The 24,629-nt window shown below is 66.8% G+C and carries 27 protein-coding genes; 13 read left to right on the top strand and 14 right to left on the bottom strand.

The features are described 5' to 3' along the window. Positions 1 to 151: 151 nt before the first annotated feature. Positions 152 to 523, bottom strand: a complete 372-nt coding sequence (locus WS54_RS08620; RefSeq protein ID WP_080747640.1) for a YXWGXW repeat-containing protein — start codon at positions 521 to 523, stop codon at positions 152 to 154. A gap of 585 nt (positions 524 to 1,108) precedes the next feature. Between WS54_RS08620 and WS54_RS08610 the strand changes: the two genes are divergently transcribed. After that, the gene (locus WS54_RS08610) at positions 1,109 to 2,230 is read left to right on the top strand and encodes a porin (RefSeq protein ID WP_034204528.1); all 1,122 of its coding nucleotides are present in this window, start codon (positions 1,109 to 1,111) and stop codon (positions 2,228 to 2,230) included. Positions 2,231 to 2,404: 174 nt separating this feature from the next. Here WS54_RS08610 and WS54_RS08605 read toward each other — a convergent pair whose 3' ends face one another. Further along, a complete protein-coding gene (locus WS54_RS08605; RefSeq protein ID WP_034204529.1) occupies positions 2,405 to 2,803 on the bottom strand; it encodes a GreA/GreB family elongation factor in 399 nt (132 codons plus the stop codon). Positions 2,804 to 3,316: 513 nt separating this feature from the next. Between WS54_RS08605 and WS54_RS08600 the strand changes: the two genes are divergently transcribed. Continuing rightward, positions 3,317 to 3,646, top strand: coding sequence for a DUF4148 domain-containing protein (locus WS54_RS08600; RefSeq protein WP_059782985.1), 330 nt, complete (start codon positions 3,317 to 3,319; stop codon positions 3,644 to 3,646). Positions 3,647 to 3,804: 158 nt separating this feature from the next. Here the strand turns inward: WS54_RS08600 and WS54_RS08595 are convergent, their stop codons facing one another. Further along, positions 3,805 to 4,266, bottom strand: a complete 462-nt coding sequence (locus WS54_RS08595) for a CBS domain-containing protein (protein ID WP_034204531.1) — start codon at positions 4,264 to 4,266, stop codon at positions 3,805 to 3,807. Positions 4,267 to 4,443: 177 nt separating this feature from the next. Between WS54_RS08595 and ribA the strand changes: the two genes are divergently transcribed. Continuing rightward, entirely contained in the window at positions 4,444 to 5,094 is a 651-nt protein-coding gene (gene ribA, locus WS54_RS08590) for a GTP cyclohydrolase II (RefSeq protein WP_034204532.1), read from the top strand. Between the two features lie 687 nt (positions 5,095 to 5,781). On the opposite strand, the gene WS54_RS08585 is transcribed toward ribA, so the two are convergent. Further along, on the bottom strand, positions 5,782 to 6,357 hold the full coding sequence (locus WS54_RS08585; RefSeq protein WP_059782987.1) for a TetR/AcrR family transcriptional regulator: 576 nt from the start codon (positions 6,355 to 6,357) through the stop codon (positions 5,782 to 5,784). Between the two features lie 146 nt (positions 6,358 to 6,503). Here WS54_RS08585 and WS54_RS08580 point away from each other — a divergent pair, with 146 nt between their 5' ends. Together WS54_RS08580 and WS54_RS08575 are read left to right on the top strand one after the other, a co-directional pair. After that, the gene (locus WS54_RS08580) at positions 6,504 to 7,208 is read left to right on the top strand and encodes a glutathione S-transferase (RefSeq protein WP_034204534.1); all 705 of its coding nucleotides are present in this window, start codon (positions 6,504 to 6,506) and stop codon (positions 7,206 to 7,208) included. Positions 7,209 to 7,243: 35 nt separating this feature from the next. Then, on the top strand, positions 7,244 to 7,618 hold the full coding sequence (locus tag WS54_RS08575; protein ID WP_082725130.1) for an aldehyde dehydrogenase family protein: 375 nt from the start codon (positions 7,244 to 7,246) through the stop codon (positions 7,616 to 7,618). Here the strand turns inward: WS54_RS08575 and WS54_RS08570 are convergent. After that, positions 7,533 to 7,919 (bottom strand): VOC family protein, encoded by a 387-nt coding sequence (locus tag WS54_RS08570; protein WP_059782989.1) that lies wholly within the window; start codon positions 7,917 to 7,919, stop codon positions 7,533 to 7,535. The genes WS54_RS08575 and WS54_RS08570 overlap by 86 nt on opposite strands. Positions 7,920 to 8,217: 298 nt before the next feature. Between WS54_RS08570 and WS54_RS08560 the strand changes: the two genes are divergently transcribed. Then, positions 8,218 to 8,508, top strand: coding sequence for a hypothetical protein (locus WS54_RS08560; protein WP_059782991.1), 291 nt, complete (start codon positions 8,218 to 8,220; stop codon positions 8,506 to 8,508). A 181-nt stretch (positions 8,509 to 8,689) separates the two neighbouring features. On the opposite strand, the gene WS54_RS08555 is transcribed toward WS54_RS08560, so the two are convergent. The 3 genes from WS54_RS08555 to WS54_RS08545 form a co-directional block, all read right to left on the bottom strand. Further along, the gene (locus WS54_RS08555) at positions 8,690 to 9,451 is read right to left on the bottom strand and encodes a hypothetical protein (protein ID WP_179949031.1); all 762 of its coding nucleotides are present in this window, start codon (positions 9,449 to 9,451) and stop codon (positions 8,690 to 8,692) included. Between the two features lie 51 nt (positions 9,452 to 9,502). After that, on the bottom strand, positions 9,503 to 10,111 hold the full coding sequence (locus tag WS54_RS08550) for an acyl-homoserine-lactone synthase (RefSeq protein WP_034204537.1): 609 nt from the start codon (positions 10,109 to 10,111) through the stop codon (positions 9,503 to 9,505). Positions 10,112 to 10,321: 210 nt separating this feature from the next. Then, positions 10,322 to 10,765 carry a DUF4902 domain-containing protein gene (locus WS54_RS08545; RefSeq protein WP_059782995.1) on the bottom strand — a complete coding sequence of 148 codons (444 nt, stop codon included), beginning with the start codon at positions 10,763 to 10,765 and terminating at the stop codon, positions 10,322 to 10,324. Positions 10,766 to 10,838: 73 nt separating this feature from the next. Between WS54_RS08545 and WS54_RS08540 the strand changes: the two genes are divergently transcribed. Continuing rightward, positions 10,839 to 11,558: an autoinducer binding domain-containing protein gene (locus WS54_RS08540; RefSeq protein ID WP_034204539.1), complete on the top strand. Its 720-nt coding sequence runs from the start codon at positions 10,839 to 10,841 to the stop codon at positions 11,556 to 11,558. Positions 11,559 to 11,596: 38 nt separating this feature from the next. Here WS54_RS08540 and WS54_RS08535 read toward each other — a convergent pair whose 3' ends face one another. From WS54_RS08535 to WS54_RS08505, 6 genes are all read right to left on the bottom strand, one after another. Then, the gene (locus tag WS54_RS08535; RefSeq protein ID WP_027780999.1) at positions 11,597 to 12,304 is read right to left on the bottom strand and encodes an MgtC/SapB family protein; all 708 of its coding nucleotides are present in this window, start codon (positions 12,302 to 12,304) and stop codon (positions 11,597 to 11,599) included. A 300-nt stretch (positions 12,305 to 12,604) separates the two neighbouring features. Beyond that, a complete protein-coding gene (locus WS54_RS08525; protein WP_059782997.1) occupies positions 12,605 to 14,149 on the bottom strand; it encodes a TolC family protein in 1,545 nt (514 codons plus the stop codon). Continuing rightward, positions 14,136 to 16,181 carry an FUSC family protein gene (locus tag WS54_RS08520; RefSeq protein ID WP_059783000.1) on the bottom strand — a complete coding sequence of 682 codons (2,046 nt, stop codon included), beginning with the start codon at positions 16,179 to 16,181 and terminating at the stop codon, positions 14,136 to 14,138. The genes WS54_RS08525 and WS54_RS08520 overlap by 14 nt, the downstream gene beginning before the upstream one ends. Then, on the bottom strand, positions 16,162 to 17,211 hold the full coding sequence (gene mdtN / locus WS54_RS08515; protein ID WP_034204542.1) for a multidrug transporter subunit MdtN: 1,050 nt from the start codon (positions 17,209 to 17,211) through the stop codon (positions 16,162 to 16,164). The genes WS54_RS08520 and mdtN overlap by 20 nt, the downstream gene beginning before the upstream one ends. Next, positions 17,208 to 17,501: a hypothetical protein gene (locus tag WS54_RS08510; protein WP_059783002.1), complete on the bottom strand. Its 294-nt coding sequence runs from the start codon at positions 17,499 to 17,501 to the stop codon at positions 17,208 to 17,210. The genes mdtN and WS54_RS08510 overlap by 4 nt, the downstream gene beginning before the upstream one ends. A 289-nt stretch (positions 17,502 to 17,790) precedes the next feature. Next, the gene (locus WS54_RS08505) at positions 17,791 to 18,279 is read right to left on the bottom strand and encodes a hypothetical protein (RefSeq protein WP_236872709.1); all 489 of its coding nucleotides are present in this window, start codon (positions 18,277 to 18,279) and stop codon (positions 17,791 to 17,793) included. Positions 18,280 to 18,429: 150 nt separating this feature from the next. Between WS54_RS08505 and WS54_RS08500 the strand changes: the two genes are divergently transcribed. From WS54_RS08500 to WS54_RS08475, 6 genes are all read left to right on the top strand, one after another. Further along, positions 18,430 to 19,575 carry a metallophosphoesterase gene (locus WS54_RS08500; RefSeq protein ID WP_059783003.1) on the top strand — a complete coding sequence of 382 codons (1,146 nt, stop codon included), beginning with the start codon at positions 18,430 to 18,432 and terminating at the stop codon, positions 19,573 to 19,575. Positions 19,576 to 19,742: 167 nt separating this feature from the next. Beyond that, positions 19,743 to 20,342, top strand: coding sequence for an alpha-ketoglutarate-dependent dioxygenase AlkB family protein (locus WS54_RS08495; RefSeq protein WP_230624759.1), 600 nt, complete (start codon positions 19,743 to 19,745; stop codon positions 20,340 to 20,342). A gap of 304 nt (positions 20,343 to 20,646) precedes the next feature. Continuing rightward, positions 20,647 to 20,853, top strand: coding sequence for a hypothetical protein (locus WS54_RS08490; RefSeq protein ID WP_034204546.1), 207 nt, complete (start codon positions 20,647 to 20,649; stop codon positions 20,851 to 20,853). Between the two features lie 292 nt (positions 20,854 to 21,145). Beyond that, entirely contained in the window at positions 21,146 to 21,577 is a 432-nt protein-coding gene (gene gspI, locus WS54_RS08485) for a type II secretion system minor pseudopilin GspI (protein WP_059784921.1), read from the top strand. Next, positions 21,561 to 22,223 carry a PulJ/GspJ family protein gene (locus WS54_RS08480; protein WP_059783004.1) on the top strand — a complete coding sequence of 221 codons (663 nt, stop codon included), beginning with the start codon at positions 21,561 to 21,563 and terminating at the stop codon, positions 22,221 to 22,223. Before gspI ends, WS54_RS08480 begins: the two co-directional genes overlap by 17 nt. Before the next feature lie 178 nt (positions 22,224 to 22,401). Beyond that, complete coding sequence (locus WS54_RS08475) at positions 22,402 to 24,624, top strand: tetratricopeptide repeat protein (protein ID WP_059783006.1); 2,223 nt, start codon at positions 22,402 to 22,404, stop codon at positions 24,622 to 24,624. The last annotated feature ends 5 nt before the right edge of the window (positions 24,625 to 24,629 follow it).

The raw sequence follows: 24,629 nt of genomic DNA, 5'->3' as shown, positions 1-24,629 counted from the left end.
TTCGTTATCGGAACGATGCCGCCGGAATGGCGACCGACGATATGTCGACTGCAGCGCGGCTGCCGTAACGCACGATTTCGTGGCGTGGACCGCGTCGGTTCTCGCGCGCGGCTCGGCGCCGGCTCTTCGTCGGCCGGAGCCGGGCCGCTGCTCACCGCCACGAGCCGTCGACGTAGACCCACACCGACCCTTGACGGCGCCAGTAGCCGGGTACCCAGCGGCGCCCGGGGCGTCGCGCGACCCAGCGACCGGGTACCCATATATAGCGGCCGCGCTGCCAGCGCCAATAGCCGTCCGTCCATATATAGCCATGCGGCCGTGGCGGGGGCGGGCGACGGTCGTGGCGTGCCGCCGGCGGCGCGAAGCGCGGCCGGTCTGCATAGGGCGGCCCGCCGGGTACACGATTCGGGCCCGAGGGCCGATACACGGGCGGGGAAGGCTGGGCCGAGGCGGCGCGCAGCCAGCCGGTGCCGACGAAGGCGGCGGTCAATCCGATGGCGCGCAGCAACGAGCGTCGATTCATGGCGGTTCCTGTTCTGTATGCGGGGCTGCCTTACATTAGCCTGCCGGTCTGCCCGCCGCGTTACGGGGCCGGTTAAGGCTGTTACCGCGTGTCACGGCAGGTCGAGCCGCTGTTTCCTTTCCAACGCCTGACGGAATCTCGCCGTGGCACAGGTATCGACCCCTGTTTAGGGTACCGAGGGGACGTTTTAGAGGCGGAAAGGCCAATATTTGAGATTGTAAGAGGTAACAATTACCGTTTTTGATGTGCCGAACCGAATCCGTTTGTTGTTTCTATGCAACCGTCAAGCCGATGACATGAAAGAATGGTGCGATGAAAGCGTCCAAAAAACCGGCGTCAAGAGGTCAAAAACAAACGTTAAAACAAATACTTATGACGCGGCCCCACTTTCATTATTTCTAGTTCTGGAAAAGCTTATTTCTTTATTTGCGGATCGCTCCCCTAGGGTACACCCCTAAACTCACGGTTCCCAAACGGGCAACTATCCGGGCGCCGCCAGCAGGATCGATGGCGCTCCCGGGCGGTTGAAGACCGTTTATGAACAAGGTCGCGAGACCTGCCTCTTTTTAGAAGGGAGCTCCACGAATGAACAAGACTCTGATCGTTGCAGCAGCTGCAGCATCGTTCGCTACCGTCGCTCACGCGCAAAGCAGCGTCACGCTGTACGGCGTGCTGGACGCAGGCATCACCTACACGAGCAACGTCCAGCCGGCACTCGGCCAAGCTGGCAAGTCGCGTTGGGCAATGGGTTCGGGCATTGACCAGAGCCGTTTCGGCCTGCGTGGCTCGGAAGACCTGGGTGGCGGCCTGAAGGCAATCTTCACGTTGGAAAGCGGCTTCAACATCGGTAACGGCCGCTTCGCAAACGGCAACGGCGGCATGTTCAACCGCCAGGCTTTCGTTGGCCTGTCGAGCCAGTACGGCACGGTCACGCTGGGTAAGCAGTATGACGCAACGCAAGACTACCTGGCGCCGCTGACGGCAACGGGCTCGTGGGGCGGCACGTACTTCGCGCACCCGCTGAACCTCGACCGCCTGAGCACGAACGGCGACGTCGCGCAGAACAACACGATCAAGTACACGAGCGCTAACTACGCTGGTCTGCAATTCGGCGGCACGTACTCGTTCTCGAACAGCACGAACTTCGGCAACAACCGTGCATACAGCGGCGGTCTGTCGTACCAGTTCCAAGGCCTGAAGCTGGGTGCAGCATACTCGCAAGCAAACCTGGGTGACGGTACGAACGCAAACGGCGCGACGTCGTCGGCAATCGGTGGCATCGCTAGCCAAGGCCGCGTCCGTACGTACGGTGCTGCTGCTGCGTACGCATTCGGCCCGGCGCAAGTCGGCGCTGCATGGACGCAAGCGCGTCTCGACAACAACGCAGTTGCTGCAGGCACGCTGCGCACCGACAACTACGAAGTCAACGCAAAGTACAACCTGACGCCGGCTCTCGGCCTGGGTGCTGCTTACACGTACACGAACGCGAAGATCAACAACGGCAGCACGCACTGGAACCAGTTCGGTCTGCAAGCTGACTACGCACTGTCGAAGCGCACGGACGTCTACGCACAAGCTGTGTACCAGCGTGCAGCGAAGAACGGCATCGGCGCGTCGATCTACAACGGCGACACCTTCGCCAACAACCTGCCGAGCTCGTCGATCAACCAAACCGCAGCAACGGTTGGTCTGCGTCACCGCTTCTAAGCGTGACGGGCGGGGTAACCCGCTTCGCAGCATCGAAAAGGCGCCTTCGGGCGCCTTTTTTCGTCTGCGAAACGCGATGACGGCAACCCGGACCGTCCGGATACAAAAAAGCGAGGCCTGTGCCTCGCTTTTTTCGTGCTGCGCCCGTGTGGCGCGGCGCTGGTCGCCGAGGGCTCAACGCGTGTATTCGCCGTTGGCTTCCGGCTGGAACACGATCGCGGCAACCTTCATCAGCTTTTCGGCGCCGCTCGGTTGCATCACCTTGACCATCTGGCCGCGTTGCGTGCCCAGCAGCGCCATGCCGACGGGCGAGAAGACGTTCAGGCGACCGAGTTCGAGATTGGCGGCGTCCGGATAAACGATCGTCCAGGTGGCCTGTTCCTGGGTTGCTTCGTCGAGCAGCGTGATTTGCGAGTTCATCGTGACGACGTTCGCCTTGATGGCGTCGGGCCGGACGATATCGGCGCGCTCCAGCAGCGTGTCGAGCATCGCCTGAAAGCGCGGATTGTGCTCGGCATGCTTTTCGAGGCGAGCGACGTCGAGTTCGGTCAACTGGTAAAGGCGTTGTTTCATGGTGGTTCTCCAAATGATCGGCAGAGGGCAGGCGTGGCGTGCCTATGAGGATCGCCCGGAGCCTGTCTAACCTGGCTCCGGGTGGAGACCGAGCGGTCAGATCAGGCGCCGGGCAGGGGCGAGCGGTGCCTGGGCCGTGCGTCGAACGAGGGGATGCGCCGGCTGGCCGGCGCGCACGCGCACGCCGGCCAAGCCGGACGGCGAAACCAAAAGGGGCGTGAGCGCGTACATGGTGGATGGAATATCGACTGGCGAAGGAAACCTTACGATTCTACAACACAACCTTCCGGCCATGTGATCCGGCTGTCGGCCTTTCGTCAGCGATTGTTGTGGAGATGAAGCAAGTTGCAACGACCCTGTCCGGAAACAGTGGGCGATTTTTTCCAGAAATGCAACGCTGTATGTTCAAACTAAGGGTTTCCCCCTGGGGGCGCGCGCACTACACTGAATTCAATCGCTTCAGACAGTCCTGCCGAGGCGACGCCAAAAGAGAACATATTCCGGAGGTAAATCATGAAGTCGATCATCTACGCAGCCATCGCCGCATCCGTCCTTGCCGCTCCGATTGCATCGTTCGCGCAGTCCGAACAGGGGTTGACCCGCGCTGAGGTCAAGGCCGAACTCGTGCAACTCGAGCAGAACGGCTACAAGCCGCTGGCGAGCGATTCGCAATATCCGAGCGACATCCAGGCGGCCGAACAACGGGTTCAGCCGAACCAGCCGATGCTCGCGCACGCCGACACGAGCGGTTACGGTGCCGTGACAACGGGGGCCGTGCAAACCGGCCGCCGCGTGACGCGGGAAGCGCCGAATCCCGTGAATTCGGTCTACTTCGGTAACTGATCGAGCATCCCGCGGGTCTGCCCGGGCGCACCGCCGAATCGACGAGACGCGCGCCAGTCGCGCGCGTCGTTCGCCCGCAGGAGCAGAACCTCCGTCGCCGCATGTCGGCGGCTTTCCGCCCAGACGCTGACGCGTTTGGGCCTTTTTTGCTGGGTGGATCAGGCGGACGTGACGGTGGGCGTGCCGTGGATATAGTGTTCGAGCTGGCTGATCGTGAACTGCTGATCGGCTATCACGCTCTTCACGAGGTCGCCGATCGAGATGAGGCCGACCAGCTTGCCGCCGTCGAGCACGGGCAGGTGGCGCATCCGGTGCTGGGTCATCAGCGCCATGCACTCGTCGGTGGATTGCGACGGTTCGACGTAGCGCACCTTCGCCGTCATGATTTCCTCGACGCGGGTGGCTTTCGACGAGCGGTCCTGCAGCACGACCTTGCGCGCGTAGTCGCGCTCGGTGACGATGCCTGCGATGTCGTCGCCGTCCAGGACGAGCAGCGCGCCGATACCCTTTTCCGCCATCAGCTTGATGGCGTCGTAGACGAGGTCGCTCTTCGTGACGGTGTAGATGGTACGGCCCGAATCCGGCTTGGCCTTGAGAATCTGCGCGACAGTCGTGCTCATTCGCTTTCTCCGTGTGCAGGTCGATGCAGGGCAGGCGGGGCGTGATGCGCGTCACCCGATGAGCCCAGTATAGCCGGGCGGGCGGCGGCAGTCGCGTGACGTTTCCAGATTAGCGGTAAACTCCCGTCACGCGCCATCCACACAACTCCTACATTCCTGAACGTTTCGATTGAATTCATGATGTCTTCGCGTCCCCAATCGCCCCTGCCGGGCAATGGCCAGGCCGACGAGTGCGTGACGCTCGTCGCCACGGCGTCGCTGCCCACGCGCTACGGTACGTTCACGTCGTACGCATTTCGCGTCTCGGGCAGCGATGCCGAACATCTCGCGCTCGTGATGGGCGACGTGGCCGGCGAGCAGTCGGTGCTGACCCGGCTGCATTCCGAATGCCTGACCGGTGACGTGTTCGGTTCGTACCGCTGCGATTGCGGCGAGCAACTCGATCTCGCGTTGCGTTACATCGCGGCCGAAGACCGCGGCGTGCTGCTGTATCTGCGCGGCCATGAAGGCCGCGGCATCGGCCTGAGCAACAAGATCCGCGCGTACGCGCTGCAGGAGCAGGGGCGCGATACCGTCGAGGCGAACCTCGATCTCGGCCTGCCCGACGACGCCCGCGAATACGATTCGGCCGCTGCGATCTTGCGCATCCTCGGCGTGACGTCGGTGCGGTTGATGAGCAACAATCCGAAGAAGTTCGATACGCTCGTGAAGCACGGTATTCCCGTCTGCGAACGCGTGGCGCTCGCGGTGCCCGTGCGCGAGGAAAACGAGCGTTATATCCGCACGAAGCAGGCGAAGTTCGGACACTACTTCGAAGAAAACGAGTGATGGAAATTCGGGAGTCTTCGGGACGCTCGTCTGGCAAGCGATTTGTCCTGGAGAGGCTTTCTGGTAAAGGGTTTTGACCGAAAGTCAGGTTGATCGCAAATCGTATCGACACTTCCGAACATCGGGAAACTTGGCGTTCTGGCGTAGCTTTTTCGAAAAGCTACGCCATTTCCGATGAGATTTGCGCGCGCACTGCAAGCAAGCTGACCTCGGGCCAGCACTTGGCCTTGACGGCTTTCCCGGGCTACGCCCGAAGGCGACCGGAAGTCGTCTTTCGTGGTGCGAACATGCTGTGATCCTCTCGTCTCACGATCGCGCGGAACCAATAAAAAGGTCTTGTGATTTGGGCCTCCCTCCTGGGGGCTCGTTGGCGATCAGCCCTCGTGTCGCTTGATGCTCTCCTGCTGATTGCCCCGGACCGGTGTCCGCATTGCGGCCTTTCCCGGCTACATCTCCTGCTGTCGGCCGAGGCCCTGAAATACTCGCCGATTGCTGGAGCACCGACGTCGCCCATCGCCGCGCAGCGCTTGCCGACTCATTTCGCGCGGCACGATTAACGCGGTTGGACAATGGACAACGTCGTTGTCAACGTTCCGATACCAATGGAAGGCCGGGTCCCCCACGCGACGAAGAGCCCGGTCGTGCATTCGTCGGTTTTGCGGGCGATTACGTCGCGCACGCACGCCCCTATGCCGGCAGGAGACCTGCCACGCGGTAAGTCTCTATCAAGGTGTCGTATAGCGCGATATCCGAACGGCTTCTGGCAATGAGCTGAGCGCCGGCAACGGCGGCGAAGATGGCGCGAGCCCGTTGTTCGCACGCTTCGGCGCTACCCACTGCCGCCGCGGACAGCACTTTACTCAGCCACGCGACATTGACATCGGCAAACGCCTGGACCTCTTTCATCACCGCCGCCGGCAGGTCGTCGCTTTCGGCGGCCATGAAACTGCAGAGGCACATGCGGTTACCGTTCTCGAGCGCCTTGCGGAACGTGTCGGGATACTGGCGAAGACACTGGAGCGGATCCGAGGATTCGGCCAACAGTGCTTCCAGCGTAGCGGCCGAATCCTCCCAATAGCGCCTCGCGACCGCCGCGCCCAGATCGGCCTTGCTCGGGAAGTGATGGTAGACGCTGGCAGCCTTGATGCCGACGACGTCCGCGAGATCGCGAAAATTCAGCCCGCCGTAGCCATGCGCCTGCGCGACCTTTGTGGCGGCCGCCAGGATGTTCTCCTTGGAGTTTGAGCTTGTCTCGTTCTTCACTGCTACGGCCTCGCAATTCAAAAAAGGAGTGTTGACGGGGGCGATTATACCTTCTACAGTAAACCTACCATGTGGCAGGTAGGGTAGTAACACCGCAGGCTCCGACACCGTCTATTCCGACGCAACCGCACTGTAGAGGCTTAACGATGAGTTCCGACATCCTCGATTTCGATGCAACCAAGCTTCCCTTGATGAAGATCCACGATTTTCCGACGGGACCCTATCCGACACGCGTGCGCATCGCCGTGGCCGAGAAGAACCTTCAATCGCGTGTCGAGTTTGCGATGGTCGACCTTTATAAAGGGGAGCACAAAAGGCCGGAATTCATTGCGCAGAAGAACTACTCGGGCACGCTGCCGGTGCTCGAACTCGACGACGGGACGCTCATTGCCGAATGCACGGCCATTACCCAATACCTGGACGCGCTCGATGGCGCGCCCACGCTCACCGGCAGGACACCGCTCGAACAGGGCTTGATCCACATGATGAGCAAGCGCGCCGAGCTGGAGCTGCTCGACGCCATCAGCGTCTATTTCCACCACGGCACGCCGGGGCTGGGGCCGGACGTCGAAACCTATCAGAACCCCGAGTGGGGATTCCGTCAACGCGACAAAGCCCTGAGGGGCATGCGTTACTTCGACGAGGTTTTGAAAAGACAGCCGTTTGTCGCCGGGGAAGCCTTCTCGATGGCCGACATCACGGTGATCGGCGGTTTGATCTTCGCGTCGATCGTGAAACTGCCGGTGCCTGCCGAATACGTGGCGCTTCATGCGTGGTACGCGAGGATGAAGGAGCGCCCCAGCGTAAGAAATCAGCCGGCATTCTCGGCGCTGAGCGGGACATCCGATTGATGTTTGTGGACGACTGCTTTCGCGTTTGAGCCGCGGTGCGCCGTGCTGCGGTTTCGTTTGCCCGCCAGATTGCTGCGTCCCAACGATCGGTGAATGAAATTCACACCCAAGGCGTGGACATTCCGTTCGGAGGACATAAGCAATCCGGCCTTGGCACGGAGCATGGAAACGAAGGGCGGCAACTGTTCACCAATCTCGCGTGGCGATCATGCCGTCGAATCGAAACCGAATGCCTGACGCTACGTCGCTGGAGGCCGGCGGGCGCGGAGGCATGTCCGCCTCGACGGCCGCGCCGCCGCGTAACGGCTCACGCGCGTGTGCCTGTCAGCGCCACGTGCCGTTCTGCAACACGATCCGATAGCCATCGGCATCCTCGAAAGTCTGGCCTGATATTTCCCAATACGGATTGAACGACGTCACCGGCATGAAGCCGTGTGCGGTCGCGCGCGCGCACGCGGCTTCCCATTCCGGACGATCGGGCAGGTAGAACACGATCAGATCCTCGGGCGTCGGCGACGGCGCGATCGGATGATCGGGACAGTGCGTGAACTCGAAGTGATAGTCGAGGCCCGCGCGTCCGAGCATCACGCCGGAAAAGCCGTCGTGATCTTCGAAGCGCGCCAGTACCGACAGATCGAGGGCGTCGCGATACATGCGCTCGGTGCGGGCGAGGTTGGCGACCGGGCGGGCGATACGCAGATGGGCGTGCAAGATGGCCTCGGCGGGAAGTGGCGGGCGGTCAATGATAAGCCGGCCGATCCGGATTGGGCGATGCGAGCGGATCGTGTTTCCGGCGATACTCGCCGTATCGAACGATATCGATCCGGCCTGAGCAAACGGGTCGAATTGTCGAGCCTCGTCTCGCGAAAGGAAAAACATGACGCTTCTCGATCCCTTATGCGCACTCCGCGTCGCAGCGGCGACTCATTCGCAAACCAGTCGAATTCGTGTGTTCGCCGTGCCTGCCGTACGACGCGCGGATAGGCACATGCCGGCAGGGCGGTGACGAATGGACGAGCCCGATCTTCGTCGGCCGATTGCCGGACCATATCGTCAGTCGCGATGGGTGGCCGGACTGGAGGCCGCTTTCGGATGGGTGGCGAAGGGGACGTTGGTACTGGCCGGGCTGGCGGTGGTCGCGTTGGCGGCGCTGACGGGCGACGTCGGGGCCCTGACGGACCTGCCGTCGACCAGGAAGGGCTGGTTGTATCTGCTGCTGGCAGTGGTCGTGGCGGTCGCGTTGATATTTGCGGTGCATCACTACTGGCTGCGCCCGGCTGGCGTGCACCTGGCCGGCTAGCCGGAATGGAAAATGATGTGGCCCCGCAATCCACGCCGGCAATAAAAAAGCCCGCTGCTTGAGCGGGCTGAATCCATGTTTGGAGACATGGAGGAGACAGACGTAAATTTAAGGGAAAACCCGAACGTTTGCAAGCGCTCGTTGTATCCGCACAACTTGCCGCCGCGTAGCATGGCCTCGTTCACATGCCGGCGGCCCGTGCGTGCGCCGCGAATGCGCCGAACCGCTCTTGCGCGACGGGCAGCGCGTATTTGCTGCGCATCTCCGTCTCGATCCATGCACACGCCTCGCGTGCGCAGTCGGTCAATGCGTGCCGCGTCGCATGCCCGTCGATGTCGTAGACGAAACGCACGCCGACCTCGTCATCGTCAACCTGTCGTTCGAGCTGATTGAGCTGCAGTTGCGGCCCGTGCTGTTGCGACAGCGCGCGCAATTCGTCGAAGTGATATTCGAGCCAGTCCGCGAAGAACAGTGCGTCGCTGTGGCACGGCAGGCGGAAAGCCGCGCTGCGCGACGGGCGCGCGGCGGTTTCGCCGGCCGGCGCTTGTTCGCGGTCGATGGCGGCGGGCAGATCGACCGGCGCGAGCGGATGCTGGATCCGCCGGTACGGCTCGCGATCGCGCAACGCGTGCCACAGCAATTCGTCGCCGGCGGCGCCGGACGGCTGCATCGTCAGGTCGTGCCGGCCGTCGCCGGTCGCGACGATGTCGCGGATCACGAGGCGCAGCGAGCACAGCGGCTCGTCCGCGACCAGCAGGGTGGCCGGGCGCGGCAGCCCGCACACGAGCGGCGCGGCGCCGGCGGCACGAAACACGAGCCCGCGGCGATCGAGCCGCACGAGCGGCAACGGCCTGGGAAACGACGGGTAGGCGACCGCGATGCGGGCGCCGTCGGCGCTCGTCAATCCTGGCATCATCGCGCGAAAGACCTGGGACTGGTCCACGTTGGTTCTCCTTCGTTACGATGCCGCCCGGACGGAAACGCGCGTTCCGGCTCAGGCGGCGATAGCTTGCCGGGCGGCCTGCCCCGGCTCGATTCCTAGCGCAGCAAACGTTTGCGGATCGATGTCGATCCAGCACGCGACCACCAGACGTCCGTCCACCTGCTTCGGCGGGCCTGCACGGTGCGCGTGTATGCCGATCCGACGGAACAGCCGCTCCATGCTCGCGAACGTCACGCCGATCAGCTGGCGCGCGCCGAGCTGCGCCGCGCATTCGACGACGGCCGCGAGCATCGGGCGCACGGCCCATTCGGCATTGCCCGGCCCGCCTTCGGCGTCGGTCGCCGCGAATCGGGACAACTCCCAGACGGCGGCCGATTGCGGTAGCGGCATGTCCTCGGCGACCAGATCGGCGAACAGCGACTTCAGCAGATACGGGCGCGTCGTCGGCAGCAGGCGCGCGCATCCGCACATGTCGCCGTCGGCGTTTCGCGCGAACACGTAGACGGTATCGTCGCGATCGAACTGGTCACGCTCGAAACTTTCGTTCGCCGACGGGAGCGCCCAACCGAGCTGTTCGACGAACACGCGGCGCCGATAGCGCCCGAGATCCGCCGCGAGTTCGTGTGGCAACCGCCCTTCCTCGTGAACGAAGGTCTGCATGGATGTCCTCGGATCTGTGCTTTGGTATGCATCCATTACAGCGCGCGGCACGAGGAGCCTGTAACTGGTAACTCTTACAGGGTGACGGCGTAAAGACGCCATTTGCGTGGTGGTAACGGTTTCTTGATCGCCGGGATTGAAAACCAGGCAACTTTTGCTTATAAAGACCGCCAGTCGCGCAGAATCGTCAGAAGAATGTGCGGCCGGTTGTCACTGGAGCGTCGGACCGGCATGATAGGCGTCGTTGTGCGCGAGCAGAGCCGACGCGACCGCGGCAGGCCAGTCGATGGCGGCGAGCCGCGCGGCGAGCGCGGCTGCCGTGCGGACCATGCCGATGTCGGCGCCTTTGGCGTCTGTGGCCATCACGTTGCTGCGGACGTCGCCGCCCGCGATCACGAACGTGCCCGTCGCGCGTTCGAGGTACCAGTCCCAGCCGACCGTCACGTACGCGACGCCGGCACCGGCGGCGCGATGCCATTCGGTATAACCGGCGAGGCGGGCGTCGATCGCGTTGTCGCGCAATTCGGCCAGCAGCGAGGGGTCGAGGCCGCTCGCGACATGGTCGAGCACGAGTGCGGCCAGTGCGCCTTCTGACAGGCGTACGTAGCCGTCCGGGGACGGGCCGGGGACAGGGTGCAGCAAGGGTGAAGTCATGCGCGGAATGTATCAGCCTCGAACGGGTGCTGGAACCTGACAAGTATGACAGCGTGACGTTGTCGGAGAAAGAATGGAACTGCGCTGGCAGGATGCCTACCAACAATTCAGCGCCGCGGAAGACGAGCAGCAGCTCTTCCAGCGGATCGCCGCCTATTCCAAGCGGCTGGGATTCGAATACTGCTGTTACGGCATTCGCGTACCGCTGCCTGTCTCGAAGCCGGCGGTCGCCATCTTCGATACCTATCCGGACGGCTGGATGGCGCACTATCAGGCGCAGAACTATATCGAGATCGACTCAACGGTTCGCGATGGCGCGCTCAGCACCAACATGATCGTCTGGCCCGACGTCGACAACATCGAGCCCTGCCCGCTGTGGCAGGACGCGCGCGATTTCGGGCTGTCGGTGGGCGTCGCGCAGTCGAGTTGGGCGGCGCGCGGCGCGTTCGGCCTGCTGAGCATCGCCCGTCATGCCGACCGGCTGACGCCGGCCGAGATCAACATGCTGACGCTGCAGACGAACTGGCTCGCGAACCTGTCGCATTCGCTGATGAGCCGCTTCATGGTGCCGAAGTTGTCGCCCGCGGCGGGCGTCACGCTGACCGCGCGCGAGCGCGAGGTACTGTGCTGGACGGCCGAGGGCAAGACTGCGTGCGAAATCGGCCAGATCCTCAGCATCTCGGAGCGGACGGTCAACTTCCACGTGAACAACATCCTCGAGAAGCTCGGCGCGACCAACAAGGTCCAGGCGGTCGTCAAGGCGATCTCGGCCGGGCTCATCGACGCGCCCTGACGCGACGGCGGCGCCGGATGCGGCGGCCGCCGCGCGGCTCATTCCATCATCGGCTCCGCTTCCTTTGCGGTCCAGCTCACGCTGGAAATGCTTTTCTCCATGCTCATCCGGCTCGCGATCTGCTCGAGCTTCTGCTGATCCTTCGGATGCAGCTTCAGCGTCGCGGTCACCTTCAGCCGGTCCGGCTGCTCGGGCACGTCCTCGCTCGTGAGGCTCTGGAACGACAGCGGCTTCGCATACATCGCGTTCGACAGCAGCGTGCGGATGTGCACTTCGTCGGCGGCGAGGCAAATCACGGTGATCTGGTATTCGCGCACGAGGTCGGCATTCGAGACGGGCGTCGCGTTGATGGCCTGGCTGACGCCGCGCAGCACCGTATTGGTGAGCAGCACGACGCCCGTGCCGGCGAGCGCGGGCACGTAGTGACCGGAGCCGGACAACACGCCGACGGCAGCCGAGCACCACAGCGTCGCGGCCGTGTTGATGCCCTGGATCGAACCCTTGTCGCGCATGATCACACCGCCGCCGAGGAAGCCGACGCCCGACACGACGTACGCGGCGATCTGCGTGACGCCCGCGACGCCGTTACCGGTCAGCACGCCTAGCGTGACGAACAGGCACGCGCCGCTCGCGACGAGCGTAATGGTGCGCAGGCCGGCCGTGCGCTGGCGCATCTGGCGTTCGAGGCCGATGGCGACGCCGCAGGCGAACGCGGTGAAAAGACGGAGTGCGAAATCGAAAGTCATGGTTGTCCTGCCGTGCAAGAAGCGCATGCCGGCTGGCGTCGCCGCGACGCAAGGCCGAAGGCGACGCGGCGATAGCCGTCATCGCGCGGTACTGTACCGCGCGAATGCGTCGTTCAATGTGAAACGGATGGCGTGCGGCTCGCGGAACGCGAGCCGGGGCAGGAGAACTGCGGCGGACAGGCGTTCAGGCGGCAAGCGGCGCACGCAACGGAGTGCTGCAACTGTCCACGATGGTTCCTGAAGGAAGAATGGGCGGCATTCTAGTGGGCGGCGCGCGCCCGCGTCAACCGCCTGGCTGCGCTACTGCGCCGAGCCGATCGTGCCCGTCGCGAGCGCGAGCGCGGCGGCGGCCGACAATGCGCCGGCATAGCTGTCGACCTCCGCGTTGCGCGCGGCGAGCAACTGGCTTTGCGCGATCGTCGCGTCGGTGACCGAGCCGACGCCGTTCCGGTACGCGGTCAGCGCCGCGTCGTAGCTCGTTTGCGCGGCATCGACGAGCGCCTTCGCGGCGTCGTGCGACGCCAGGCTCGTCTGTACCGCGTTCTGCGCGGCGACGACCTGGCGCACCGCTTCCTCCTTGGTCCGCGTGAGGCGCGCGGACGCGCTTTCCGCGTCGTTGCGCGCCTGCATCAGCACGGCCGAGCGCAGACCGCCGTCGTACAGCGGGATCGTCACGCCGAGGAATACGCCGCCGCCGTAGCGGCTGCCGTTCAGGTTGACGGTCGGCGCCTGGTCGCCGATCGCGGGCAGCGCGGAGATGGACGCGCCGCCGCTCGCATACGACGTCGACGCGGACAGGAAGATCTTCGGCATGAACGCGGCTTGCGCGGCCTTGATCTTCGCGCGATTGGCCTTTTCGACCGCGAACGCACCCTGCAGGTCGGGACGGCGCGCGATCGCGTCCGACACGATCGCGTCGACCGACGAACCGAGCGCGGGCGGCAGCGGCCGCTTCGGCAGCGCGGCGATCGTCGGCTTCGACAGCGGCGAGATGCCGAGTGCGGAGACGAGGGCGAGGTAGCCGTCGCTTTCGGCGCCGTTCGCCTGCACGAGCGCGAGGTTCGCCTGCGCGCGGTTCTGCGTCGCCTGCGCGAGTTCGACGACGGTGCCGACGCCGTGCTGGAGCCGCGCGCGCGACGCCGCGAGAATCGCATCCGCGTTCGCGAGGCCCTGTTTTGCGCTGAGCGCGCGCGAGCGTGCGGCTTCGTAGCGGTAGTAGGAGACCGTCACGTCGTGGATGACCTGCTGGTGCACGGCCGTGAACGCGACGTTCGACGCGATCGACGCCTGTTCGGCCGCTTCGACGCGCGCCGCGCGGCCGCCGAAATCGAACAGCAGCCATTGCAGCGACAGCGCCGAAATCGTGCCGTGCACGGTGGTGTTGCTGGACGAATCGCCGAGGATCGTCGACGTCGAGCCGTGGTTCGCCTGGTACGCGCCCATTGCCGTCGCCGACAGGCGCGGCAGATACGCGGACTTGGCGAGGCCAACCGCGAGCGCCGCGTTGCGCGCGTCGTTCCAGGCGATGCGGGTCAGCGGGTTCGCGGATTCCGCGAGATCGATGAGCTCGGGCAGCGTGTACGCATGCGCGGCATCGAGCGCGGCCGGCGCCGGAACCGACGCGAGCGCCGGCGATGCGGGCAGCGTGTAGTCGTGTGCACCTTGTGCGGAAGCGCGCGGCGGCGCCGCCACGATGTCGCCCGCGGCCGACGTTTGCGGCTGCCACGGGCGGTCGGACGCCTCCGGCGCCAGATCGATCGACGACGTCGCGCAGCCGGCCAGCGCGACCGCGGTCGCGAGCGCGGCGGCGGCGATCGAGGCGGCCGGCGGTTCAGGTAGACGCATGAGGGGCAGGCTCCTTCGGTGTGGCTTGACGGGCGGCGTCGGCGATATGGGCGAGCCGCGTGTCGATCAGGTTCAGCAGCGCGTCGCGCGCGGGGTCGGTGGGGGCGGCGCCCGGCGGTGGCGGCGGGACATCCGTGCGGGGCGCGGTTGCGTCGTCGGCCGGCGCGGTCACGCGTGCGAGTTGCGCGCCGATCGCCGCGTCGCCGGGTTTGCGCTCGGCGAGCAGGAACAGCGGGCCTTCGATCGCGCCGAGCTCCGCGAGCGCGCGCCGCCGTGCGGCGAGCCACGTCGCGGCCGGCCGCACCCACGACGGTTCGTAGTGGATCAGGCCGAGCTCCTGCGAGATCGCGCCGTGGCGCGCGAACGCTTCGGCGGCCAGCGCGCGTCGTTCGGCCGGCTGCGCGATCTGCGCCACGCGACGCCACTGGTCGAGCAGCGCCGCGAGCGCCGTGTCGATTTGCTTGCCGATGCTGACCGGCCAGATGCGCGTGAACACGAGATACACGACGACGTTGCCGAGCAGGATGCCGATCGTGCGATCGCGCGCGAGCGTCAGGTCGAAGCCGGGGCCCGCACCCTGGATGACGCACAGGAAGAACGCGAACGCGACCTGGAAGCCCGCGTACGCGATGCGCGGCGATCCGAACGCGACCCACGCGGACAGCCACGCGCCGGCGAAGACGAGCGCCATCAGCTCGCCGATCGACGATAGCGACGGGACGACGAACACGAGCGCGGCGGTGCCGATCAGCGCGCCGACGATGCAGCCGGCGATGCGCAGCGTGAGCTTCTCGACCGTTTCGGCCGTCGAGCCGAGCGACACCATGTAGCAGGTGATGAAGCAGGTATGGATGCCGGACCAGTCGAGCTGCGAGTACAGCAGGTAGCAGAACATCGCGGCTGCCGTCGTCTTCAGCGCATAGCGGATGTGGTCGGGATTGGTGCGCGCGTCGGGCACGAAGAAGCCGCCGCGTGGGGCGGGCGGTGCGGTGGCCTGCGCCGGTTCGTCGGCGGCGCGCGTGTCGGTGGTGTCGGTTGATGCGGCAGGCGCGTCGATGGCGGGCGGTTGCGCGAACTGCGCGATCGCGGCGTGCAGGTCCGTCGCGACGACGCGTGCGAGCGGCGGCAGCGCATCGGCGGCCGGCAGCGCGAGTGTCACGTCGACCGGATAGCCCCCCTGTTCAAGGATCGCGGCCATCTCGTCGAGCGTCGTCGCGATCGGCATGGCGAAAGCGTCGGGCAGTCGCGCCTCCGGTTCGCGATCGGCAAGCGCGACCGCGACGAGCAGCGCGGTGCTCGACGCGACGGCCTGCCGCAACGCGACGACATCGGCGCCCGACGACGAGCCTTCGAGCTTCGACAGCTTGAGCCACGTGAGCAACTGCCGGTCGCCTTCGCGCAGGCTTGCGTCGAACGCGGCGCGCGCGTCGTCGTCGCCGCGCAGCCGCCGCGCGGCGAGCCGCAGCCGCTTCGCGAGCTGCGCATGCGCGAGCGTGCGCGGCGACGGCGCGATCAGCAGGTTGACGACGATCGCCACGCCGACCGGGATCGCGACCATCAGCCATGCATAGAGCAGCGCGCGCGTCGCGGCTTCGCCGAACGGCGCGAGGCCGAGCTGGTCGAGCCCGAAGCCGACGATCATCGCGAGGATCGCGCCGACCGGGCGCAGCTTGCTGGCGGACGTCAGGTAGAGCAGGCCGACCGACAGCACGGCCATGCACGCGACGCGCAGCACCGAATACTCGATGCTGAAGATCGCGACGCCGATCACGAGCGCGATCACGAGCGTGACGAGCAACAGCATCGCGACGGCGAGCATGGCGCTCGTCACGCGATCGGCGCGGTTCAGGAAGAACACGACGTACGCGGAAATCGCGGCTTCCGGCGTGCCGTATCCGCTCGTCACGAGCACCACGAGCGCGCAGATCAGCGCGACGCGCACGGCCATGGCCGCGCGCCCCGGAAACGGCGCGAGCAGCCGCAGGACTTCGCGCGGGCCCGGCGAGCGGACGTCAGCGGCAGGCAGAGCCATGCCGGACCTCGACGATCGCGCTCGCGCCGACACGCACGAGCTTGCCGTCGGGTTCGTCGAGCTTCACGCGCACGGGGAAGCGCTGCGCGACGTGCACCCAGTTCACCGAGCGCTGCACGATCGGCAGCGAGCGCGGCAGGTTGATGCGGTCGCTGTCCGCGATGCCGGCGCCGATGCCGACGACCTTGCCCGTCATCGGGCGGCCGCGGTCGATCATCGAATAGACGGTCGCGCAGTCGCCGACCGCGATGCGATTGAGCGACGTCTCGCGGAAATTGCCGACGGCGAACCATTCGCTCGCGTCGATCAGCGTGAAGATCGACTGATTCGGCGCGAGGGTTTCGCCGGGGAGCACGCTCAGGCCCGTCACGAGCCCGTCGTGCGGCGCGCGCACGACCGTATCGTCGAGCGCATGCTGCGCGCGGGCCAGCGCGGCTTCGCGCGCATGCAGCGTCGCGATCGCGTCGGCGTCGTCGCCGATCGTCTGCGCGGACGCGCGCTGCTGCTCCTGCGCCTGCGCGAGCGAAACGGACGCGTCGCGCTGGCGCACCTTCGCCTGATCGAACTGCTGCGCGCTGACGTAGCCCTGCGCGGCGAGCGGTGCAAGCCGGTTCACGTCGCGGGTCGCGAGATCGTAGTTCTGCGTCGCGCGCTTGACCTGCTCGGCGGCGACGGACGCGTTCGAGCGCTCGCCGATCAGCGAGCGGCGGCGCGTGTCGAGCGACGCGCGCGCGAGCTCGAGATCGGCCTGCGCCTGCGCGACGCTCAGCCGGTACGGCACGGGATCGATCACGTACAGCAGGTCGCCTTTCGCGACGCGCTGGTTTTCATGCACCGCGAGCTGCACGATGCGGCCGCCGACCGGCGACGCGACGTGCACGACGTCCGCGTCGATCGACGCGTCGTCGGTGGACGGGTAGGCCGTCGTGCGGTGGTACGCGTACGCGAGCGCCGCGATGCCGAGCGCGACGATCGCGAGCGCGATCGCGCGGCCTTTGACGGAGGGGCGGGCGATGCCGGCGGCCTTCATGCGAACGGCCCCGTGCCGGTGAGCCAGACGATCACGGCGACCACGAGCCCGATCGCGGTGCAGACGGCAAGCTGGTAGGGCACCGTCGCGGCCCAGCCGGTCGCGACGAATACGCGATGCGCGACGATGGCGCCGACGATGCCGACGATCGCACTGACGAGCCACAGCGGGAAGTACGCGCCGAACAGCACGTAGGACGGCGCGCCGCGCGATGCGCAGCCCGCGAGCGGCAGGGCGGGCGCCAGGACGGCGGCGACGCTCAGGGGCGCGCGCGGCGTTGTTTTTCTCATGGTGTGACGAGCTCGACGTTGAGGGTGGATGCCGGGCGCGGCGCAATGCGGATCGTCGCGAACGGCCGGGCCGCGACGACGATTCCGGGATACGGAGCCGATCATAAATCAGCGCGATGTGGATCGCCAGCGATCCGGCATGCGTTCACGGCATGCGGCGAGGCCGGCCGTGGCCGCGCCGTCGGTCATGCCGAACGGTCCGGCAGCGCGGGTCGGCAGCGATGGCCGGACCGCTGCGATTCTGCCAGCAGCCGTTCGCGTAGGGTTGCTAAGGGACTGTAAAGGATCGTCAGACGCCAATCGCGCCGCGGAATTTGCCGTGTGGGCGCAGCGGAATCGGCACGCAAATCGCCGATTGCTGCCCGAACCCGTGCGAATCCGGGCGGCCCGGCTCGCCGCGCGCATCCTCGACGAGCAGGCCGACGAGATCGCGTGCGAAGCGCGGCAGCGCATCGCGATCGGCGACGCGGATCTGCAACCGGCGCTCGGCCCAGTCGCCTTCGAGCGCGACGAGGCGCGGCGCCATCGTCTTCGCATGACGGCGCGCGGTGCCTTCGGGCAGTACGACGACGTTCTCGACGATCATCCTGCAGGCCGTCTCGAAGTTGCTGACCCGGATGCGTCCACGCAGCATGCGCTGCATGTCGGCGGCCGTGCGCTTCGGGAAGGCGCGGATCGCGCTCGCGTCGTGCAGGCCGATGACGTCGCGGTCGAGCGTCGCGACGAACGGCGTCGATGCGTGGTCGCGACGCCGGGAGGATGGCCGACGATCACGCAAAGTCGTACGGCGCGGCACTGCCGGGCGCGACCCGTCGTCGCGGCCGGGATCTGTGTACCATCGTGCGTATGGTGCGACACGCGGCACCGGGCATCACGGCCCGTGCGACGCGCGTCGCGGAAGCGGTAGTGCAACGAAGGCGAACGTTCCATGCGAAGTTTCTTTGTCCGGTTCATTGCAATCGGCGTGCTGTTCCATCTGTATGTCGGGATGCGGATCGTTCCCGATGCGTTCGTGTCGCCGCTCGCGCGCACGATCGCGGCGCTCGTGCTGGCGAGTTTCGTCGTGTTGATTCCGGTCGGCATGTTCTCGCGCCGCTTCGACGAAGGGTGGGCGGCGACGCTGGTCGGCTGGGCCGGCGCGCTCGCGATGGGCTTCTTCTCGTCGCTGCTGGTGCTGACGTTGCTGCGCGACATCGTGCTGCTCGGCGTGTTCGCTTGGCGGCATCTCGGGCATGACGGCGCGTGGAGCGGCGCCGCGCCCGACACGGCGCTCGGCGTGCTGGCGGCCGCGGTGCTCGTGACCGCGATCGGGTTCGTCGGCGCGCGCCGCACGGCGGCGGTCAAGCGCGTGTCGATTCCGGTCGCGGGGCTGCCGGCCGCGCTCGACGGATTGACGATCGTGCAACTGTCCGACATTCACGTCGGGCCGACGATCAAGCGGCCCTACATCGAACGGATCGTGCGTGCGGTCAATGCGCTCGACGCCGACCTCGTGGTCGTGACGGGCGATGTGGTGGACGGTTCGGTCAAGCGTCTGCGCGACCACACGGCGCCGCTCGGCGAGATGCGTTCGCGGTACGGCACCTTCCTCGTGACGGGCAACCACGAGTACTACGCGGGTGCGCATGCGTGGATCGACGAGTTTCGTCGTATCGGGCTGACGGTGCTGCTGAACGAGCACGTGGTGATCGAGCGCGGCGGCGCGCGGGCGGTGCTCGCGGGCGTCACCGATTTCACGGCGGGCGGATTCGATCCCGCCCATCGCAGCGACCCCGCGCAGGCGCTGGCCGGTGCGCCGCGCGACGTCGGCACGAAGATCCTGCTCGCGCACCAGCCGCGCAGCGCGGAAGCGGCGAACCGCGCGGGCTTTACCGTGCAGTTGTCGGGGCACACGCATGGCGGCCAGTTTCTGCCGTGGCCGCCGTTCGTGCGACTGCAGCAGCCGGTGATCGGCGGGCTGAACCGCTTCGGCGACATGTGGCTGTATACGAGCCGCGGCACCGGCTACTGGGGACCGCCGAACCGCTTCGGCGTGCCGTCCGAGATCGCGCTGATCCGACTGACGCGCGGTTAGCCGATGGCCGGGAGGCGGCCGTCGCGCGAGACGAACGCGCATCGCGGTGCACCGCGGCTTCCTTTCGGCCTTTCGGCGGCGAATGACAGCGCATGGCGGCGCGCGGCGCCGTTGGCTAGTATGCAGACATGCATCGTTCGCTTCGTTCCTCACTCGTTCCTGCCGACATGTCCACGCCCGATCTCTTCGCCGATACGCCCGTGCCCGACGTGGACTGGTACCCGGACTGGCTTGCGCCGCCCGACGCCGATCGCGCGCTGGCCGCGCTGATCGACGAGGTCGCGTGGCGGCAGGACACGATTCGTACGCCGCGCGGACGCATTCCGTTGCCGCGGCTCACCGCGTGGCAAGGCGAACCGGATGCCGTGTACGTGTACTCGGGCATCCGCAACGTACCCGAGCCATGGACGCCGGCCGTGCTCGGACTGAAGCATGCGGTCGAGGCGACGTGCGACGTGCGCTTCAACAGCGTGCTGCTCAATCGCTATCGCAACGGGCTCGACAGCCTCGGCTGGCATGCGGACAACGAACCCGAACTCGGCGACGCGCCAGTGATCGCGTCGGTGAGTCTCGGCGCGATGCGCGTGTTCGATCTTCGCCATCGCGCGACCGGCGTCACGCATGCGTACCGCCTCGTGCACGGCAGCCTGCTCGTGATGCGCGGACGCACGCAGGCCGAATGGCAGCACCGCGTGCCGAAGGCGCCGGCCGTGCAGGGCGAACGCGTGAACCTGACCTTCCGGCGCGTGTCGATGATGGGCGGATAGATCGCGCCCCGTTTCCCGATCCACGAAAGGGTGGTGCAAGCAATTGGCCCGGCGTGCGGCACGTTGCCGCACGAACGCGGTGCCGGGCGCCTCGGCGTGCCGCTGAGGCCCGTCCCGCAAGGCTTTCAGGTAGATACGATCAACCGCCCGGTTCCGATAGGTGAGTGAAACCTCTGATGGTGCGTCGCAACAATTCTTGAATAAACTGTTGAATGACAGAACCGCGTTGGCGTGCCGGCGCGACCTTTTCGATATGCCTCCGTGCGCTGCCGACGCAGCGCGCAACGGGGCAGGAGCAAAACGCGTGACCGTACTCGACCCTTCCTTCGCACCCTCGCTGCACGTCTTCGAGCAAGACGGCGGATGGCAATGGGCGCTGACGGTGAAGCGGGCGACCGGCGTCGGCGTGAAAGTCGTGGCGTTCAGCCGCGAAGGCTTTCGCGGCGAAGCCGAGGCATACGCCGCGGGCCAGCTCGCCCGCGCCGAATATGACGCCGCCGTGACGGCCTGACGCCGTCGCGGCGATCCCGCCCGAGGATCGTCCTCACCGTCGGCCGCTCGCTGCCGGGCGGTGGCTTTCCCGATCGTTTTCCATCTTCCGTCTCGTGCCCCGCGCGATGCGCGCATCGCGCGGGCGCGCCTGTTCGCCCGCGCCCGCCGCGCCAAATGGTCCGTACCATTCGACACGTGCGTGCCATACGTCGCGCTTAACGTCCGGGCACGGCGCCCGTCGCGCCGGCGACGCGGCCTGCGCCGCGGCTTGGACGCCGGACGCCGACCCATCGACGAGAATGATGCAGGTCATGTGCGACGACAGAACCGACTACCACCGCCCTGCGCGCGGCGGACCGCGCACGACGCGGGCGCCGGAACGGGGATTCACGCTGATCGAGGTGCTGATCGCGCTGGCGATCGTGGCCGTGGCGCTGGGCGCCGTGATGCGCGCGATCGGCGCGCTCGCGTCGGACACCGACACGGCGCGCATGCGTCTGCTCGCGCTGTGGAGCGCCGACAACGCGCTCGGCGAGATCCGCATCGCATCGACCTGGCCGCCCGTCGGCGCGAACACGTTCGCGTGCCCGCAGGGGCGCTACCGTTTCGTGTGCCGCCAGTCGGTGGCCGCGCTGCCGAACCCGCTCGTGCGGCGCGTGACGGTGAGCGTCTATCCGTCCGCATCGAGCCGCAACGTGCTCGCCGAAGTCGTCACGGTGATCCAGAATGAAGCGCGCCGCTGAACGTCGAGGGGCCGGGCGCGCCCGCGGCTTCACGCTGATCGAGATGCTGGTCGCGATCGCGCTGCTCGCCGTGATCGCGCTGCTGTCGTGGCGCGGCCTCGACGCGACGATTCGCGGGCGCGACGATATCGCGTCGAATCTGGCGCAAACACGTCTGCTCGGACGTTACTTCTCCCAGTTGCAGTTCGACCTGATCAACCTCGTGACGGCCGACGAAGTGTTCGGGCCGCCGCTGCGCATCCGGCCGAACGAGCTCGTGATGGTGCGCCATCTCGGCGTCGGCGGCGGACCGGCGCAGATGCAGGTCGTGCGCTACCAGCTCGAGGGGCGCGAGCTCGCGCGCAGCGCGTCGCAGCCGCTCGCATCGCTGGCCGACGTGGAGGATGCACTGAAGCACATGGATGCGTTCGCGCGCGTGGTGGTCAGCAACGATACGCGGACGATGCAGCTTGCCGTGTGGATTCCCCCGGGCGGATGGACGACGAGCCAGACCGCCATCGAGCAGAGCTATGCGCAGTTTCTCGCCCAGCACGGCGTCAGCAACATCACGTCGCTCGGCATGCCGCTGCCGCGCGGCGTGCGCTTCGCGGTCACGATGGGCGCGCCGGCAGTCGAATACGTGCGGACGATCCCGATCGGCCAGTGACGGCGGCGCGGGGCACTCGCGGCGCGCCACGCGATCCGTCCCCCGGACAAAATGGTCCGTAACTTTCGTCATACGTCTGTTATTACCCGTCCGTTAGTCTCGTGACGAGCATGACCGCTGCGACCGGTTCCGTCGAACCGGGCCGGCGGCGGCATCGGCAACGGGAAGGGGGGCGAACGTGACGGTCGAGCACCGGCATGATGCACACGCGGGCGCGTCGGGACTCGATGCGCGCGGTCAACGGCAATCGGCGGCGATCCTGAGCCGCGCACAACACTCGCACAGCGCCGGACGGTTCGACGACGCGGCGCGCGACTATCTCGCCGTGCTCGAGAAGGAGCCCGACAACCCCCAGGCATTGCACCTGTATGGCGTGTTGCAGTTCCAGTGCGGCGCGGCCGACGCCGCCGAAGCGTTGCTGCGCCAGTCGATCGCGATCGCGCCCGGCACGCGCGTCCTGTCGGATCTCGGCGCGATCGCCGGCGAGCGCGGCCGCGTCGGCGAGGCGCTCGAGCATTTCGCGGCCGCGCTGCGCACGACGCCCGACGACGTGCAGACGCTCGTGCGCCGCGGCAATACGCTGCTCGGATTGCGACGCTACGACGACGCGCTCGCGTCGTTCGACCGTGCGCTCGCGGTGTCGCCGCTCGTCCTCGATGCGCTGTGCAATCGCGGCAGCGCGCTGCGTGCGCTGCGCCGCTTCGACGAGGCGCTCGATACCTACGACCGCGCACTGATGGTCGATCCGCGTTCGTTCGAATCGTGGTTCAACCGCGGTCTCGTGCTGCGCGAACTGCAGCGGCCTGCCGATGCGCTGCAGTGCTTCGAGCGCGCAAACGCGATCCGGCCCGGCGTGACCGCGATCCTGGCCGAGCGCGGCAGTACGTTGATCGATCTCGATCGACCGGGTGAGGCGCTCGACGCGTTCAACGAAGCGATCGCGGCCGATCCCGCGCGGATCGACGTGCTCTACAACAGCGCGGTCGCGCTCGAACGGCTCGGCCGCGCGGACGAGGCGCTGGCCCGCTGCGAGCGCGTGCTGGCGTTCGATCCGGATCATGTCCGCGCCCATGCGAGCCGCGGCAACGCGCTGCTGCAGCTCGAGCGCCACGACGACGCGCTGGCGGCCTATGCGCGTGCGCTGGCGCTCGATCCGCACTCGGTGGAGACGTTGTGCAACCGCGGCACCGCGTTGCGTTACCTGAAACGCTACGACGACGCGCTGGCCAGCTACGACGCCGCGCTCGCGCGCGACGCGGGGTTCGCCGAAGCCTGGACCAACCGCAGCAACGTATTGCAGGACCTGCATCGCTACGACGAAGCGATGGCGTCGCTCGACCGTGCGCTCGCGCTGCGTCCCGACCACGCGACGAACTGGCTCAACCGCGGCAACCTGTATTTCGAAACGGCGCGCCCGGACGATGCCCTTGCCGCGTACGACCGCGCGATCGCGCTGCGTCCCGACTACGCCGAAGCGCATTTCGCGCGCGCGTCGCTGTATCTGATCGAAGGCGATTTCGCGCGCGGCTGGCCCGAATACGAATGGCGACTGCGCGACACGCAGTTGGCGCGGCACTACCGGCCGTTCACGCAGCCGGCGTGGCAGGGCGACACGCCGCTCGGCGGCCGGACGGTGCTGATTCATGCGGAACAAGGGTTCGGCGACACGCTGCATTTCTGTCGCTATGTGCCGCTGGTGGCCGCGCGCGGTGCACGGGTCGTGTTCGAGGTGCAGCCGCCATTGCGCGCGCTGATGGCGTCGCTGCCCGGAGCGGTCGACGTGATCGCGCGCGGCGATCCGCTGCCGGCGTTCGACTGCCAGGTGCCGCTGTTGAGTCTGCCGCACGCGTTCCGCACCGACGAAGCCACGATTCCGTATGCCGGCGCCTATCTGCATGCCGACCCGCAGCGCACGCGCCAGTGGGAGGCGCTGCTCGGCGAACGGCGCCGGCCGCGGATCGGGATCGCTTGGGCCGGCAATCCGGCGCATCGCAACGATCACAACCGGTCGATCGATTTCGCGCGGCTCGCGCCGCTGTTCGATCTCGACGTCGACTGGATCAGCCTGCAAAAACCCGTGCGCGAACGCGACGCGGCGCTGCTCGCGGCGGCGCCGGTGCTGCGCGTCGACGACGAACTCGGCGACTTCGCGGACACGGCCGCGTTGATCGGCGCGCTGGATCTCGTGATCGCTGTCGATTCCGCCGTCGCGCACCTGGCGGGCGCGCTGGGCCACGCGGTGTGGGTGCTGCTGCCCGATCCCGCGGAATGGCGCTGGATGCGGACCCGCGGCGACAGCCCGTGGTATCCGTCCGCGCGGCTGTTCCGGCAGGCCGCGCCGGGCGACTGGACGGGCGCGATCGACGCGGTGCATGCCGCGATCGCGCCGATGACACGTTAGACACG

Source organism: Burkholderia sp. NRF60-BP8 (assembly GCF_001522585.2).
Classification (GTDB): domain Bacteria; phylum Pseudomonadota; class Gammaproteobacteria; order Burkholderiales; family Burkholderiaceae; genus Burkholderia.
Note: the sequence above shows the minus strand (reverse complement) of the source record. Positions and strands in the feature narration are given on the sequence as shown.

Excerpts from the sequence above, each read along its gene's own strand:
- gspI (WP_059784921.1), top strand. The coding sequence starts at position 21,146 with ATGTGCGACGACAGAACCGACTACCACCGCCCTGCGCGCGGCGGACCG.
- WS54_RS08545 (WP_059782995.1), bottom strand. The coding sequence starts at position 10,765 with ATGACTTCACCCTTGCTGCACCCTGTCCCCGGCCCGTCCCCGGACGGC.
- WS54_RS08610 (WP_034204528.1), top strand. The coding sequence starts at position 1,109 with ATGAACAAGACTCTGATCGTTGCAGCAGCTGCAGCATCGTTCGCTACC.
- WS54_RS08620 (WP_080747640.1), bottom strand. The coding sequence starts at position 523 with ATGAATCGACGCTCGTTGCTGCGCGCCATCGGATTGACCGCCGCCTTC.
- WS54_RS08510 (WP_059783002.1), bottom strand. The coding sequence starts at position 17,501 with ATGAGAAAAACAACGCCGCGCGCGCCCCTGAGCGTCGCCGCCGTCCTG.
- WS54_RS08495 (WP_230624759.1), top strand. The coding sequence starts at position 19,743 with ATGTCCACGCCCGATCTCTTCGCCGATACGCCCGTGCCCGACGTGGAC.
- WS54_RS08540 (WP_034204539.1), top strand. The coding sequence starts at position 10,839 with ATGGAACTGCGCTGGCAGGATGCCTACCAACAATTCAGCGCCGCGGAA.
- WS54_RS08600 (WP_059782985.1), top strand. The coding sequence starts at position 3,317 with ATGAAGTCGATCATCTACGCAGCCATCGCCGCATCCGTCCTTGCCGCT.
- WS54_RS08500 (WP_059783003.1), top strand. The coding sequence starts at position 18,430 with ATGCGAAGTTTCTTTGTCCGGTTCATTGCAATCGGCGTGCTGTTCCAT.
- WS54_RS08605 (WP_034204529.1), bottom strand. The coding sequence starts at position 2,803 with ATGAAACAACGCCTTTACCAGTTGACCGAACTCGACGTCGCTCGCCTC.
- WS54_RS08525 (WP_059782997.1), bottom strand. The coding sequence starts at position 14,149 with ATGCGTCTACCTGAACCGCCGGCCGCCTCGATCGCCGCCGCCGCGCTC.
- mdtN (WP_034204542.1), bottom strand. The coding sequence starts at position 17,211 with ATGAAGGCCGCCGGCATCGCCCGCCCCTCCGTCAAAGGCCGCGCGATC.
- WS54_RS08560 (WP_059782991.1), top strand. The coding sequence starts at position 8,218 with ATGGACGAGCCCGATCTTCGTCGGCCGATTGCCGGACCATATCGTCAG.
- WS54_RS08535 (WP_027780999.1), bottom strand. The coding sequence starts at position 12,304 with ATGACTTTCGATTTCGCACTCCGTCTTTTCACCGCGTTCGCCTGCGGC.
- WS54_RS08595 (WP_034204531.1), bottom strand. The coding sequence starts at position 4,266 with ATGAGCACGACTGTCGCGCAGATTCTCAAGGCCAAGCCGGATTCGGGC.
- WS54_RS08580 (WP_034204534.1), top strand. The coding sequence starts at position 6,504 with ATGAGTTCCGACATCCTCGATTTCGATGCAACCAAGCTTCCCTTGATG.
- WS54_RS08480 (WP_059783004.1), top strand. The coding sequence starts at position 21,561 with ATGAAGCGCGCCGCTGAACGTCGAGGGGCCGGGCGCGCCCGCGGCTTC.
- ribA (WP_034204532.1), top strand. The coding sequence starts at position 4,444 with ATGATGTCTTCGCGTCCCCAATCGCCCCTGCCGGGCAATGGCCAGGCC.
- WS54_RS08520 (WP_059783000.1), bottom strand. The coding sequence starts at position 16,181 with ATGGCTCTGCCTGCCGCTGACGTCCGCTCGCCGGGCCCGCGCGAAGTC.
- WS54_RS08550 (WP_034204537.1), bottom strand. The coding sequence starts at position 10,111 with ATGCAGACCTTCGTTCACGAGGAAGGGCGGTTGCCACACGAACTCGCG.